Consider the following 13,676-nt stretch of genomic DNA (forward strand, 5'->3'; position numbering starts at 1 on the left):
CCTGGGATACGGGCGAGAAGTGGCCAGTATGGTGGTGCGCGCCGCCGAGCTGCCCGCGTGAGGTTGCGTCGGGCGGCGGAGCCAACCGGGAGAACCTGCCTTGAGTCGTGAAACTGACACTCCGTCCTCCGGGCCCAACGGGCGCGGCGGAGCCGCCTACCCGTCGGGTACGCCGCCGTACGGGACCCCGACGGTCTCCGACGCCGGTACGGACGCGGGCCGTTCCGCCACGCGGCCGGAGGAACGCAAGACCGAGACCACGCTGACGACCCGGATCCGGATCAACATCCCCGGGTCGCGGCCCATTCCGCCCGTGGTGATGCGCAAGCCCGTCGCGGAGGCGGAGAGCCCGGCCGTCACCGACACGCACGGTGAAGCGTCGACGGCGCCGGGCACCGCCCCGTCCACGGGCGCGGGCACGGCCGAGCCTCCCGTCGAGCCCGCACAGCCGGGCGACGACAAGCCGGCCAGCGACTGGTTCGCGCCCCGCAAGTCCGGCGGGGGCAAGGGCGGTCCGGGCAGCGGCTCCACCAACGGGGCCGGGCTGCCGGGCGGTTCGCCTCAGACGGCGGGCGGCTCCGGTGCGGGCGGTCCCGGTGCGGGCGGTCCCGGCGCGGGGGCGCCGGGTGCCGGTGCGTCCGGTGGGGCGCGGCCGGGTGCCGGGCGGCCCGGAGGCGTGGTCGGCTCCATGGGCGCGCCGGGCGGCTCCCGGTCCGGCGGCACTAACGGTGCCGGGCTCCCCGGCGGCGCGACCGGCGGCCCCGTCGCGCCCGGGCACGGCGGCGGCACCGGCTCCTTCGACGTCACCGAGGCCCTGGCGGCGGGCCCGCTGGGCACCGGCTCGCGTCCCGCCCCGGGCGGTGGCGAACCGCGCCGCGACGACCTGCCGTACTTCTCCGAGAACGGCCGCGACGGGCAGGGCGGGCAGAACGGGCAGGGCGGCTTCGGCGGCCCGAGCACGGCCAACGGCTTCGGCGGGACCGGCGCGCCCGGCACCCCCGGATCCCAGGGCCCGGCCGGCCCGACGGGCGGACCGGTCACCGGTGACGGCCCGATGGTGCCGCCGGCCGGCGGTCCGGGCGGCTTCCCCGAGCAGGGCGGTCCCGGCGGTCCCGGGCGGCAGGGTGCCTTCAACGCGCCCGGAGGCCCGGGCGGTCCCGGTAACCCGGGTGGACCTGGTGCCTTCAGTGCTCCCGGCGGCCCCGGTACTCCCGGCGGGCCTGGCGGCTTCGGCGACCCGGGCAGGCCCGGTGGCCCCGAGGCCTTCAATGAGCCCGGCGGCCCCGGTGCTCCCGGCGGCCCCGGTGCCCCAGGCGGCCCTGGCGGCTTCGGCGACCCCAGCAGGCCCGGTGGCCCCGAGGCCTTCAACGAGCCCGACCGACCCGGCGCCCCGGGCGGCCCTGGAGCCCCCGGAGCCTTCAACGACCCCGGCCGGCCGGGAGGCCCCGGCGCGCCCGCCGGACCCGGAGCCATAGGCGGCGGCCCCGGTGGCCCGGGCGCCCCCGGCGGTCCCGCCGGTACGGGCGTACCCGGAGCTCCTGGCGGCCCCGCGGGCCCGGGTGCCCGGGGCGCCACCACCGCTCCCGGCGCCGCAGGCCCCGGCCCCGGCGGTGGCATGAGCGACGACACCGCCATCCTCACCCCGCAGAAGCCGGCCCCCGAACCCCCGGACGGCCAGGGCTACAGCGGTCCCCGGCACGACAACGTCTCCGGGCACACCGTCACCAGCGGCATCCCCGTCGTACCGCCCGGCGCGGCCTCGCCGTTCGGCCCGGGCGCGTCCGGTGACAGCCCGGTGCCCCATACGGCCCCGAAGCTGCCCGAGCCGGTCTCCCCGCCCCCGGCGAGCTCCTCGAAGGCGCCGAAGAAGAAGGGGCGCAACAAGCTCGTGCTGCTCGCCGTCGGCCTGGTCGTCCTCACCGGAGGCGTCTACGGCGCCGGTCTGCTGATGAACCGCACCGACGTGCCCAAGGGCACCAGCGTGCTCGGCGTGGACATCGGCGGCACCACCCGCGACGGCGCGGTCAGGAAGCTCGACGAGGCCTTCGACGACCGCGTCGGCAAGGAGCTGAAGCTGTCGTTGGGCGGCAAGACCGTCGCCCTCGACCCGGACAACGCGGGCCTGCAGTTCGACATGGACGCCACGGCCGACGCGGCGGCGAAGAGCGACTACAACCCGGTCTCCGTGATCGGCTCGCTGTTCGGCAACCACCGTGTCGTCACACCGGTCATGCCCGTCGACGAGGAGAAGCTCCACGCCTCCCTGGAGAGCGCCGCTGGCGGTTCCGGCGCGACGACCGACGGCACGATCGTGTTCAAGGGCGGCAAGGCCGTCCCCGTCTACGGCAAGACCGGCCAGGGCATCGACCTCGCCAAGTCGACGACGGCGGTGGAGGAGGCGTACCGCGCCCAGGTGGAGACCGGCACGCCCGGCACGGTGAAGCTCCCGACCACCACCCGGCAGCCGACCGTCTCGAACGCCGAGGTCGACCGGATGCTGAAGGAGTTCGCGCAGCCCGCGATGTCCGACCTCGTCACCATCCGCACCGACGCGGCGCACAGCATCGACTTCGGCCGCGTGTCCCTGCCGAAGATCCTGAGCTTCAAGGCCGTCGACGGCAAGCTGGTCGACACGTACAACCTCAAGGCGCTCCAGGAGGCGTACGGCACGACCTTCGAGGGCGTGCAGATCGAGGGCGCGAGCGGCAAGCGGGACGTCACCCCGCAGGACGTCGTCGCCGCGCTGCGCAAGGCCCTGCGAGGCACGACACCCGCGGAGCGCGTCGGAGTCATCGACACCAAGCCGAACTGACCTCCGGCCACCCGCGCGCGAGAGCCCCCGCCCGGTGAGGGCGGGGCTCTCGTCGTCACCCCGCAGGCATCACACCTGTCATGCGGCACTCCGGACGCCCGGCTCCGCCCGGCTCAGTTCAGCATCGCCCGAGCCGCGAAAGCCTCCCCCCGCACCCGCTCGGCCGCAGGCTCGTCCACGGCTTCGACGACCTCCGCGTAGGCTTCCAACTCCAAGGCCCCGCCGAGGAACTCCCCCCGCTGAACGAGCAACTGGGCCCGCTCATAGCGCAACCGAGCCGGATGCGACGGCAGCAACAGCGACAACTCCACCGCCCACAGCGCCACATCCGACCGCTCGGGACGGGCCGCGGCCCACGCCCGCACGTTGTTCAGAATCCGCAGCACCACATCCAGCGGATCCGCTGGCCGCAGCATCGCCGCGTCCAGCCGCGCCCCCGTCGCCCCGGCCACCAGCAACTCCGCGTCGGCCCCGCTCAGCACCCGCCCCCCGTCGAACGGATCCGCCAGCACCTGCCCCTCGTCGGGCCCGAACCCGACCACGAAGTGCCCCGGAAGGGCGACCCCGTACACCGGCGCCCCCGCCCGCCGGGCCACCTCCAGCCACACCACGGACAGCAGGATCGGCAGCCCCCTGCGCCGCTCCAGCACCTCGTGCAGCAGCGAGGACTCCAGGCGCTGATAGTCGCCGGGGGTGCCGTGGAACCCCATCCGCTCACCCAGCAGCTCCCGCAGGGCGACCGCCCAGGCCCGCGGCCCGGCGGGCCGGTACGGCAGCAGCCCGGCCAGCCGGTCCAGCTCGATCTGCGCGGCGTCCAGGCCCGCCTCGTCCAGCTCCCCGTCGGCCTCCGCGCCCACCAACAGGCACAGCGTCGACAGATCGGGCCGCTCGGACCGGGCCTCTTCGGCGAACCGCCGCCGCAGCTCGGCGGAACGCTCGGGGGACGGGGGAAACGGGGGTCGCATAGCCGGCTCGTGCCCTCTCACGACGATCGGTTACCGGCCGGTGTGCCGGCGTCCGGCGCCCGGTAGTGGTGGTACGCGTGGTGCGCGGCGAAGCCCATCCCGGCGTACAGCGCCCGCGCTCCCGCGTTGTCGGCCTCGACCTGGAGCCACGCGGCCGACGCGCCCTCGTCGAGCGCCTGCCGGGCCAGCGCGGCCATCACGGCCGTGCCCAGCCCCTGCCGCCGCAGCGCCGGATCGACCTCTACGGCGGCGAACCCGGCCCACCGGCCGTCGACGACACACCGCCCGATCGCGGCCGGAGGCGCTCCCTCAGCCGCCCCGGGCACCGTCGCGAACCACACCGACGGTCCGCTCCGCAGCACCCGCAGCGCCACCTCGCTCACGCCCTTGCGCTGATACCGGGCCAGCCATGCCTCGTCGGCCTCCCGGGACAGCACGACCCCCGCCGGGTCGCCCCGGTCGGCGATCGGCGCCAGCGGCCCGGCCCACAGCTCCGCGGTCACCTCCCGCGCCCAGCCCCGCTGCTCCAGCTCGGCGCAGAGCAGTTCCTGCGTGCCCTCGGCGCCGGTCGCGGTCTGGACGTAGGCGGGCAGTCCGCGCTCGCCGTACCACCGCCGCACGGCGTCGAGCGCCTCGTCGAGCGGCGCGCCCGGCGCGCCCAGCGGCAGCACCGAGTTCGCCCGCCGGGTGAACCCGGACGCGGCCCGCAGCTCCCACTCGCCGAGCCGCTCGCTCTCCACGGGCCGCCAGGCCCGCGCGGCGACCCGGGCCAGCTCCTCGTAGGAGGCGGCCGGGCCGCGGCGACGCGCCGGGGCGGACGGCACGGTCTTGCCCGCGACCAGCGCGGATTCCGCGATACGGACGCTCTCGCCACTCTTCCGTGTGATCAGCAGCACACCGTTGTCCCATGATGTGAGAACACCGACCGTGTCGGTGAACTTCTCACCCGGAGCCTCATGTTCGATCAAGCTCCGCACGGAGACCCGTTTGCCCACGTCAGCAGTGGTGATACGGACCTCGAGTCGCCCGGCGGCAGAGATTTCCACAGGTCAGTTCACCCCTCCTGTTCGGATCATGCCCAGGAACGGAGATACTAGGGGCGGGCATCGACGACGCCGCGCTCCCGCGCGCCAGGCGGCGGAGCCTGAGGAGGCCCGCCAGCGCCCTATCGAGGAGGAACGACAGCGTGACCTACGTCATCGCGCAGCCTTGTGTCGACGTCAAGGACAAGGCGTGCATCGAGGAGTGCCCGGTCGACTGCATCTACGAGGGCCAGCGGTCCTTGTACATCCACCCGGACGAATGCGTCGACTGTGGTGCCTGTGAGCCGGTCTGCCCGGTCGAGGCGATCTTCTACGAGGACGACACTCCGGAGGAGTGGAAGGACTACTACAAGGCGAACGTCGAGTTCTTCGACGAACTCGGTTCGCCCGGCGGGGCCAGCAAGCTCGGGCTGATCGAGCGGGACCACCCGTTCGTCGCCGCGCTGCCGCCGCAGAACCAGTAAAGGTGGCCCGCACCCCGCGCCGCCTCGGTCCCGTACGGCCCGATCACCCCGCTGATCGCCGTACGGGGCCGAGGCGTTTGCCGTCACCGGCTCGTACGTACCAGAAAGTGAGCCAGCACCCGTGTCCGCAGTCTCCGACCGCCTCCCCACCTTCCCCTGGGACAAGCTGACCCCGTACAAGGCCACGGCCGCCGCCCACCCGGACGGCATCGTCGACCTGTCCGTCGGCACCCCGGTCGACCCGGTACCCGAGCTGATCCAGAAGGCGCTGGTGGCCGCGGCCGACTCGCCGGGTTATCCGACCGTCTGGGGCACACCCGAGCTGCGCGACGCGATCACCGGCTGGGTGGAGCGCCGCCTCGGCGCCCGGGAGATCACCCACCACCACGTGCTGCCGATCGTCGGCTCCAAGGAGCTCGTCGCCTGGCTCCCGACCCAGCTGGGCCTCGGCCCCGGCGACCGGGTGGCCTACCCGCGCCTGGCCTACCCGACGTACGAGGTCGGCGCCCGCCTGGCGCGTGCCGGCCACGAGGCCTACGACGACCCGACGGAGCTGGACCCCGAGGGCCTGAAGCTGCTCTGGCTGAACTCCCCGTCGAACCCCACGGGCAAGGTCCTGTCGAAGGAGGAGCTGACCCGGATCGTCTCCTGGGCCCGCTCGCACGGCATCCTGCTCTTCTCCGACGAGTGCTACCTGGAGCTGGGCTGGGAGGCCGACCCGGTCTCGGTCCTGCACCCGGACGTCAACGGCGGCTCCTACGACGGCATCGTCTCCGTCCACTCCCTCTCCAAGCGCTCGAACCTCGCCGGCTACCGCGCGGCCTTCCTGGCGGGTGACCCGGCGGTCCTCGGCCCGCTCCTGGAGATCCGCAAGCACGGCGGCATGATGACGTCGGCCCCGACACAGGCGGCGGTGATCGCGGCCCTCGGCGACGACGACCACGTCCGGGTCCAGCGCGCCCGCTACGCCTCCCGCCGCGAGCTCCTGCGCGAGGCCCTCCTCACCCACGGCTTCCGCATCGAGCACAGCGAGGCCAGCCTCTACCTGTGGGCCACCAGGGGCGAATCCTGCTGGGACACGGTCGCCCACCTCGCCAAACGCGGCATCCTCGTGGCCCCGGGCGACTTCTACGGCCCGGCGGGCGCGGAGTTCGTGCGCGTGGCGCTGACGGCGACGGACGAACGGATCGCGGCGGCCGTACGGCGTCTGTGACCGCCGCCCGGCACACACCCGCCCGACAACACACCGAAGGGGTCCAGGGAAGCTCCCTGGACCCCTTCGGCGTCACAACGCCGGTGCGTCAGCCGACCGGCAGGCTCTTCACCGGCAGGGAGTCCGCGGACGGCACGCCACCCTTGGTCAGGGAGTCCGTCGGCAGGCCGCCCTTGGTGGAACCGGCCGCGTCGCCGGCGAGCTGCCCGGCGGTGCCCGCCGCGTCACCGGCCGCCTTCTGCGCCACGGGCGTGGTCTTCTTGACCGCCTTGCCGCCGGTCTTGCCCGCGGCCGGCACCGCCTTCTTGACGGTCTTGCCGCCGGTGTCACCCGCGGACTTCGTGACGTTCTGCGCCGCGCCGTCGACGGTGTTGCCGACGTTGGCCCCGTCCAGGGCGGTCAGGCCACCGAGGTTCGGGGTGGCGGGCAGCTCGGGGGCCGCGCTGGCGGAGCCGGCCGCACCGACCCCGGCAGCCGCTCCCGCAGCGACGATCAGCGCGGCACGGGCGATTCGGCGGGTCAGGGGGAGGGACATGGTGCTCCTTCGACGGAGAGAACAGTGAGCTTCGTGAAGTGTCCGACCAGGTCCGGCAGTTGATCGACTGGCTGTTGATCACCCCGGCTCGGACGCACTGACTACCGCTCGAAGCCCGCGAAGGTTGCGGCGGCGCAACGTAAAGAGTTGGTAATGCGTCGCATTATCGGCTGCGGATAAAAAGGGTCGAAAGGGCTGTTGCGAGAAGCCCCGCCGAATCCTTCCAGCCCTGTGTTCCCAAGGGTTTGCACGGTGCCCCGAGTGAGGGTGCGAAAACCTGCGCACACCGTCGCCGCCGAGCCGTGCGGGTAACCCCCTGGGGTGAGTCCCCGCACTCCTGCGCGATCCAGTGCCGGGGCGCTAGCTCATCGTGACGATACGGACCGCTTCCGCGTCCCGTTCCGCACCCGCGGTGCCCTTCGCCGCGGGCTCCCGCCACTGGCTGGCGGTGTTCCCGGCGACCCACTCCCGCCCCGCGTAGGTGACGCGCGCGATGTGCAGCTCGGACGCGTTGGCCACGGCCCAGTGGGCCAGCTGCCAGCCGCGCCGGTCCAGGCTCCGCCCGGTCGCCGAACCGGTGTCGCCGCTCACCGGCAGGGTCACGGTCCGCCCGCCGGCCCCGTCCGCGGGGCTCGGGGACGGTGTCGGCGTGGCCGTCGACGAGCCGCCCACCTGGGCACCGGCCGGCTCCAGCACATCCCGCCCGAAGTCCCGCACGAGCGCGGCACGCACCCCGTCGGGGCCCGAGGCCCGGGTCGCGGCCGGGCGGCCCTCGCAGGTCAACGTGGCCGCGGACTGCCCGGTCAGGGCCGCGGCGAGCAGCGCGGCGTCCGGCTCGTGCTTGGCGTAGGCCTGCGGGAAGCCGCTGCGCTGCACGCGCTGCGCGGCGACGGTGAGCGGCAGCCGGGTGTAGCCGGGCACCTTGACCAGGTGGTCGTAGAACTCACCGGCCGAGTACGCCGGGTCCATGATCTCCTTCGGCGTTCCCCAGCCCTGCGAGGGCCGCTGCTGGAACAGGCCGAGGGAGTCACGGTCGCCGTAGTCGATGTTGCGCAGCGTCGACTCCTGCAGCGCGGTCGCCAGCGCGATGGTCACGGCCCGCTCGGGCAGGCCGCGCGCGGTCCCCACGGCGGTGATCGTCGCCGCGTTGACCCCCTGTTCGGGCGTGAACTCGTACGACGCCCCGTCGCCCTTGCCGGAGACGACCTTGCAGCCCGGTCCGACCGAGCCCCCGGTGACGTACTGCACGACGAGGTAACCGGCGACCGCGAGCAGGGCCATGAGGGCGGCTCCGCATCGGAAAAGGCGGCCACGACGCTTGGGAGAGGACGACTCTGGCACGCCGTACAAGGTACTGGAGAGTACGGAGTGGCATGAGCCGGGTGGGGAGAGTGAGGGCGGGGCCCGGCGCGTTAGGGTCGACGGCATGGCCGACACCTCGCTTGACCTCACGCTGGACGCCGCGGAGCTCACCGCCCGGCTCGTCGACTTCCGTTCCGAGAGCGGCACCGAGAAGCCCCTCGCCGACGCGATCGAGACCGCGCTGCGCGCGCTGCCCCATCTGACGGTCGACCGGTACGGCAACAACGTCGTGGCCCGCACGAACCTGGGCCGCTCGGAGCGGGTGATCCTGGCCGGTCACATCGACACCGTCCCGATCGCGGGCAACGTCCCCTCCCGGCTCGACGAGGACGGCGTCCTGTGGGGCTGCGGCACCTGCGACATGAAGTCGGGAGTGGCGGTCCAGCTCCGCATCGCGGCGACCGTCCCGGCCCCCAACCGCGACCTGACCTTCGTCTTCTACGACAACGAGGAGGTCGCCGCGGAGCTGAACGGCCTCAAGCACGTCTCCGAGACGCACCCCGAGTGGCTGGAGGGCGACTTCGCGGTGCTCCTGGAGCCGTCGGACGGCCAGGTCGAGGGCGGCTGCCAGGGCACGCTGCGGGTGCTGCTGAAGACCACCGGCGAGCGGGCCCACTCGGCGCGCGGCTGGATGGGCTCCAACGCGATCCACGCCGCCGCCCCCATCCTCGCCCGCCTGGCCTCCTACGAACCCCGTTGGCCGGTCATCGACGGCCTCGAGTACCGCGAGGGCCTGAACGCGGTGGGCATCAGCGGGGGAGTGGCCGGCAACGTGATCCCCGACGAGTGCGTCGTCACCGTCAACTTCCGCTACGCGCCCGACCGCACGCCCGAGGAGGCCGTCGCCCACGTCCGTGAGGTCTTCGCGGACTGCGGGGTGGAGGAGTTCGAGGTCGTCGACCACAGCGGCGCGGCGATGCCCGGCCTGTCCCATCCGGCGGCGAAGGCGTTCATCGAGGCGGTCGGCGGCACCCCGATGCCGAAGTACGGCTGGACGGACGTCTCCCGCTTCTCGGCCCTGGGCGTCCCCGCGGTCAACTACGGCCCCGGCAACCCCCACTTGGCGCACAAGCGGGACGAGCGAGTGGAGATCGCCAAGATCCTCGCGGGCGAGGAGCGCCTGAGGAACTGGCTGACCGCCTGACCCCGCCGGGACGCCATCGGGTTTACGGCGCTCGATCGCGGACATGCTCACGTCCCTCGTTCGTAACCCGCGTAGATCTACGCTGAGGTGGAAAGACAGGCACGACGGAGGGAGCGCACATGGCGACCGGCAACCCCGAGGGGAAGAAGCAGCCGCCGGAGGAAAAGCGCCTGGGCCCGGTCCTCCAGAGGCGGGACCAGGTGCAGGCCAGTACCACCGACCAGCGGCTGCTGGACGGGCGAGCCCCCTCCGACTGGGTCCACACCGACCCCTGGCGCGTGCTGCGCATCCAGTCGGAGTTCATCGAGGGCTTCGGTACGCTCGCCGAACTCCCGCCCGCGATCAGCGTCTTCGGCTCGGCCCGGACCCCGGCGGACTCGCCCGAGTACGAAGCGGGCGTGCGGCTGGGGCAGGGCCTGGTCGACGCGGGCTTCGCCGTCATCACGGGCGGCGGTCCGGGCGCGATGGAGGCGGCCAACAGGGGCGCCCTCGAGGCGAAGGGCATCTCGGTCGGCCTCGGCATCGAGCTGCCGTTCGAGCAGGGGCTGAACCCGTACGTCGACATCGGCCTGAACTTCCGCTACTTCTTCGTCCGGAAGATGATGTTCGTCAAGTACGCCCAGGGATTCGTCGTGCTGCCCGGCGGCCTCGGCACCCTCGACGAACTCTTCGAGGCCCTCACGCTGGTCCAGACCCAGAAGGTCACGCGCTTCCCGATCGTCCTCTTCGGCAGCGACTACTGGGGCGGCCTGGTCGACTGGCTCCGCGACACGGTGATCGCCCAGGGCAAGGCGGCGGACAAGGACCTGCTGCTGTTCCACGTGACGGACGACGTGGAGGAGGCGGTGGCCCTGGTGTCGAAGGAGGCGGGCAGGTAGGGGTCTTTTCGAGCCCGGCCTCCTCTCCGACCGTGTCGGGCGGCGGGTGGGCACAGGTCGGGGGGTCCAGGGGGCGGAGCCCCCTGGTACCTCAGTCAGGCCAACCCGCGCCGGGCAACGGCAGGAGCCCGATGCCCCGCGATCGTCGCCACCATGTCCAGCACCTGCCGCGTCTCGGCGACCTCGTGCACCCGGTACACCTGCGCCCCCAGCCACGCGGACACGGCCGTGGTCGCCAACGTACCGATCACCCGCTCCTTCACGGGCCGGTCCAGGGTCTCCCCGACGAAGTCCTTGTTGGACAGCGACACCAGCACCGGCCACCCCGTGGCGACCATCTCGTCCAGCCGCCGCGTCGCCTCCAGGCTGTGCCGCGTGTTCTTCCCGAAGTCATGGCCGGGGTCGATCATGATCGACTCGCGCGGCACGCCCAGCGCCAGCGCCCGCTCGGCCAGCCCGACCGTCACGTCCAGGATGTCCGCCATGACGTCGTCGTACTCGATCCGGTGCGGACGCGTCCGCGGCTCCGCCCCGCCGGCGTGCGTGCACACGAGCCCCACCCGATAGCGCGCGGCGACCTCCGCCAGGCCCGGATCGACCCCGCCCCACGCGTCGTTCAGCAGATCGGCCCCGGCCTCGCACACGGCCTCGCCGACCTCGGCCCGCCACGTGTCCACGCTGATGATCACGTCAGGGAACCGCCGCCGCACCTCCGCGACGAACCCGACCGTCCGCCGGGCCTCCTCCTCGGCCGTGACCTCCTCGCCCGGCCCGGCCTTGACCCCGCCGATGTCGATGATCGCGGCGCCCTCGGCCACGGCCCGCTCCACACGCGCGAGGGCCGGCTCGTCGCGGAAGGTGGCGCCCTGGTCGTAGAAGGAGTCCGGGGTGCGGTTCACGATCGCCATGATCACCGGCTCGTGCGTCCCGAATTCCCGCTTGCCCAGCCTGAGCATCCCCTGTGACCTTTCCTGGTACGTCCCGCTCTTCCGCCGCCTGCGACCCTAGCCGTCGGACTCGCATGGCACGATCGGAGCCTGACAACATCCGACTCGGCGGACTTCCGAAGAGTCCGATCCATCCGACCGTGGGGGCCCCGCGATGGTTATGTTCCTGTTCCTGGTCGTCGCGCTCGCCGTCGTGGTCGGCGCGGTGACGCTCGCCGTGGTGGGCGGCGGCGAGAGCGGCCCGCTGCCCGAGGCCGCCCCCGAGCGGCTGCGGGACCCGCTGCCCCCGGACCGCCCGGTCGACCGCGCGGACGTGGAGGCCCTGCGCTTCCCGCTCGCCGCCCGCGGCTACCGGATGGGCGACGTGGACGACGCCCTCAGCCGCCTGGGCGCCGAGCTCGCCGAGCGCGACGCCCGCATCGCCGACCTGGAGTCGGCCCTGGCCGGTGCCCGCTCGGCCTCCGCCCACGGGCCGGTGCACGCGTCCGGGGAGAACCACGTCTCCATGGAGAAGCCGGGGCGGGAGGACCGGCCGTGAGCGACGGAGCCGCCCTGGCCGGCCCGGACGGCGCGCTGCGCTGCCCCTGGGCCCTGTCCGCCCCGGAGTACATCGCGTACCACGACGAGGAGTGGGGCCGTCCGGTCCACGGCGACGACGCGCTCTTCGAGCGGCTCAGCCTGGAGGCCTTCCAGTCCGGCCTGTCCTGGATCACGATCCTGCGCCGCCGCCCCGGCTTCCGCGCCGCCTTCGCCGACTTCAAGATCACCTCGGTCGCCGCCTTCACCGACGAGGACCGCGAGCGACTGCTGGCCGACGCCGGCATCATCCGCAACCGCGCCAAGATCGACGCGACCCTCGCCAACGCGCGTGCGCTCACCGAATGGTCCCCGGGCGAACTGGACGCCCTGATCTGGTCCCACGCCCCCGACCCGGCCGCCCGCCCGATCCCGGAATCCCTCTCCGACGTCCCACCCTTCACACCCGAGTCGACGGCCCTGTCCAAGGCCCTGAAGAAGCGCGGCCTGCGCTTCGTCGGCCCGACGACGGCGTACGCCCTGATGCAGGCGTGCGGCCTGGTGGACGACCACCTTCAGACATGCGTGGCGAGAAGCGCCGCTTGAGGGGCGCGGGGCCCCGTCGCACAGGCCCCGCGGCCCCGACGGCGCTGCACCCCGGAGCTCACCGGCCCAGATACTTCGGCTTCTCCTTGTTGACGAAGGCCTGCACCGCGATCGCGTGATCCTCGGACGAACCGGCCCGGGTCTGGAGCTCGTCCTCCTTCTCCAGGGCCTCCTCCAAGGAGTGCGTCAGACCGTAGGCCACCGACTCCTTCAGCGCCGCGAGCGCCACCGTCGGCCCCTCGGCCAGCGCCCGCGCCACCTTCTCGGCCTCCGCCCGCAGCTCCCCGGCAGGCACCAGCCGGTTGGCGATGCCGAGCTCGTACGCCTCCTGTGCGGTGATGCTCCGCGGGAAGAGCAGCAGGTCGGCAGCCCGCCCCGGTCCGACCACCCTCGGCAGCGTCCAGGAGATCCCCGAGTCCGCGGTCAGGGCGACCCCGGCGAACGAGGTGTTGAACGCCGCCGTGTCCGCCACGATCCGGTAGTCCGCCGCGAGCGCGAAGCCGAAGCCCGCCCCGGCCGCCACCCCGTTCACGGCGGCGACCACCGGCTTCGCCGCCGCGGCCAGGGCTCGCACGATCGGGTTGTAGTGCTCCCGCACCGTGCTCATGGTCTGCCCCGACCCCGTCTCCCGGTCCTGGACCAGCAGCCCGATGTGCTCCTTGAGGTCCTGCCCGACGCAGAACGCCCGGTCACCGGCGGCGGTCAGCAGCACCGCCCGTACGGCCGCGTCCTCCGCCGCGGACCGGACCGCCTCCCGCAGGGCGACCTTGGTCTCCACGTTCAGCGCGTTCATCGCCTCCGGGCGGTTCAGCGTGATCGTCGCGAGTCCGTCGCTCACCTCGTAGAGCACGGTGTCGGTCATGGCGTATCCCCTCCGGGTCGCGGATCGGGGGCGTACCGGCCGGTACGCCCCGGGTCTGCAGGACAGCATGACGGAGATCGCCGACGGGGAACCTGACCGGACGTGTGACCTGCGTCAAAGAATTCTCGTCCGGATTGGTTCGGCGGATGTGTGTGCGGTGGCGGAGTATCGCAGTCTGATCGCCGAATTGAGTGGTTTTGCTCGCGTGCGTTGCCCAAGCGATGCCGACTGATGTTGGTCATCGGGTCCTGCGATGCGGGATAATGGCCTGGAAGCAATGTGTTCGATGCCGGTGTCGCGTGTCCTGCCACAAGGGCCGCACGTGTGCC

General features: G+C 73.1%; 14 protein-coding genes. 8 read left to right on the top strand and 6 right to left on the bottom strand.

The window, feature by feature from the left end; genetic code table 11:
- Window positions 1-100 precede the first annotated feature (100 nt).
- A complete protein-coding gene (locus G3I77_RS16485; protein WP_248504498.1) occupies window positions 101-2,812 on the top strand; it encodes a hypothetical protein in 2,712 nt (903 codons plus the stop codon).
- Between the two features lie 113 nt (window positions 2,813-2,925).
- Here the strand turns inward: G3I77_RS16485 and G3I77_RS16490 are convergent, their stop codons facing one another.
- A complete protein-coding gene (locus G3I77_RS16490; RefSeq protein ID WP_248504499.1) occupies window positions 2,926-3,777 on the bottom strand; it encodes a transglutaminase-like domain-containing protein in 852 nt (283 codons plus the stop codon).
- A 17-nt stretch (window positions 3,778-3,794) separates the two neighbouring features.
- Window positions 3,795-4,823: a GNAT family N-acetyltransferase gene (locus tag G3I77_RS16495; RefSeq protein WP_248504500.1), complete on the bottom strand. Its 1,029-nt coding sequence runs from the start codon at window positions 4,821-4,823 to the stop codon at window positions 3,795-3,797.
- Window positions 4,824-4,963: 140 nt separating this feature from the next.
- Here G3I77_RS16495 and fdxA point away from each other — a divergent pair, with 140 nt between their 5' ends.
- Together fdxA and G3I77_RS16505 are read left to right on the top strand one after the other, a co-directional pair.
- Window positions 4,964-5,284, top strand: a complete 321-nt coding sequence (fdxA, locus tag G3I77_RS16500) for a ferredoxin (RefSeq protein ID WP_003973842.1) — start codon at window positions 4,964-4,966, stop codon at window positions 5,282-5,284.
- A gap of 121 nt (window positions 5,285-5,405) precedes the next feature.
- Entirely contained in the window at window positions 5,406-6,497 is a 1,092-nt protein-coding gene (locus tag G3I77_RS16505) for a succinyldiaminopimelate transaminase (RefSeq protein WP_248504501.1), read from the top strand.
- Window positions 6,498-6,585: 88 nt separating this feature from the next.
- On the opposite strand, the gene G3I77_RS16510 is transcribed toward G3I77_RS16505, so the two are convergent.
- On the bottom strand, window positions 6,586-7,032 hold the full coding sequence (locus G3I77_RS16510; protein ID WP_248504502.1) for an ATP-binding protein: 447 nt from the start codon (window positions 7,030-7,032) through the stop codon (window positions 6,586-6,588).
- Between the two features lie 360 nt (window positions 7,033-7,392).
- Window positions 7,393-8,313 (bottom strand): heavy metal transporter, encoded by a 921-nt coding sequence (locus G3I77_RS16515; protein ID WP_248504503.1) that lies wholly within the window; start codon window positions 8,311-8,313, stop codon window positions 7,393-7,395.
- 145 nt (window positions 8,314-8,458) lie between these two features.
- Here G3I77_RS16515 and dapE point away from each other — a divergent pair, with 145 nt between their 5' ends.
- Together dapE and G3I77_RS16525 are read left to right on the top strand one after the other, a co-directional pair.
- Window positions 8,459-9,538, top strand: coding sequence for a succinyl-diaminopimelate desuccinylase (gene dapE, locus G3I77_RS16520; RefSeq protein ID WP_248504504.1), 1,080 nt, complete (start codon window positions 8,459-8,461; stop codon window positions 9,536-9,538).
- A gap of 119 nt (window positions 9,539-9,657) precedes the next feature.
- Window positions 9,658-10,416: a TIGR00730 family Rossman fold protein gene (locus G3I77_RS16525; protein ID WP_248504505.1), complete on the top strand. Its 759-nt coding sequence runs from the start codon at window positions 9,658-9,660 to the stop codon at window positions 10,414-10,416.
- Between the two features lie 95 nt (window positions 10,417-10,511).
- Here the strand turns inward: G3I77_RS16525 and folP are convergent, their stop codons facing one another.
- Window positions 10,512-11,372 carry a dihydropteroate synthase gene (folP, locus tag G3I77_RS16530; protein ID WP_248504506.1) on the bottom strand — a complete coding sequence of 287 codons (861 nt, stop codon included), beginning with the start codon at window positions 11,370-11,372 and terminating at the stop codon, window positions 10,512-10,514.
- A gap of 145 nt (window positions 11,373-11,517) precedes the next feature.
- Between folP and G3I77_RS16535 the strand changes: the two genes are divergently transcribed.
- Together G3I77_RS16535 and G3I77_RS16540 are read left to right on the top strand one after the other, a co-directional pair.
- A complete protein-coding gene (locus G3I77_RS16535) occupies window positions 11,518-11,901 on the top strand; it encodes a DivIVA domain-containing protein (protein WP_248504508.1) in 384 nt (127 codons plus the stop codon).
- Window positions 11,898-12,485: a DNA-3-methyladenine glycosylase I gene (locus G3I77_RS16540; RefSeq protein ID WP_308311393.1), complete on the top strand. Its 588-nt coding sequence runs from the start codon at window positions 11,898-11,900 to the stop codon at window positions 12,483-12,485. Before G3I77_RS16535 ends, G3I77_RS16540 begins: the two co-directional genes overlap by 4 nt.
- A 58-nt stretch (window positions 12,486-12,543) precedes the next feature.
- On the opposite strand, the gene G3I77_RS16545 is transcribed toward G3I77_RS16540, so the two are convergent.
- On the bottom strand, window positions 12,544-13,347 hold the full coding sequence (locus G3I77_RS16545) for an enoyl-CoA hydratase/isomerase family protein (protein WP_248504509.1): 804 nt from the start codon (window positions 13,345-13,347) through the stop codon (window positions 12,544-12,546).
- Between the two features lie 67 nt (window positions 13,348-13,414).
- On the opposite strand from G3I77_RS16545, the gene G3I77_RS16550 reads away from it, so the two are divergent.
- Window positions 13,415-13,579: a hypothetical protein gene (locus G3I77_RS16550; protein ID WP_248504511.1), complete on the top strand. Its 165-nt coding sequence runs from the start codon at window positions 13,415-13,417 to the stop codon at window positions 13,577-13,579.
- Window positions 13,580-13,676 lie beyond the last annotated feature (97 nt).

Source organism: Streptomyces sp. D2-8 (genome assembly GCF_023184515.1).
Taxonomy (GTDB): domain Bacteria; phylum Actinomycetota; class Actinomycetes; order Streptomycetales; family Streptomycetaceae; genus Streptomyces.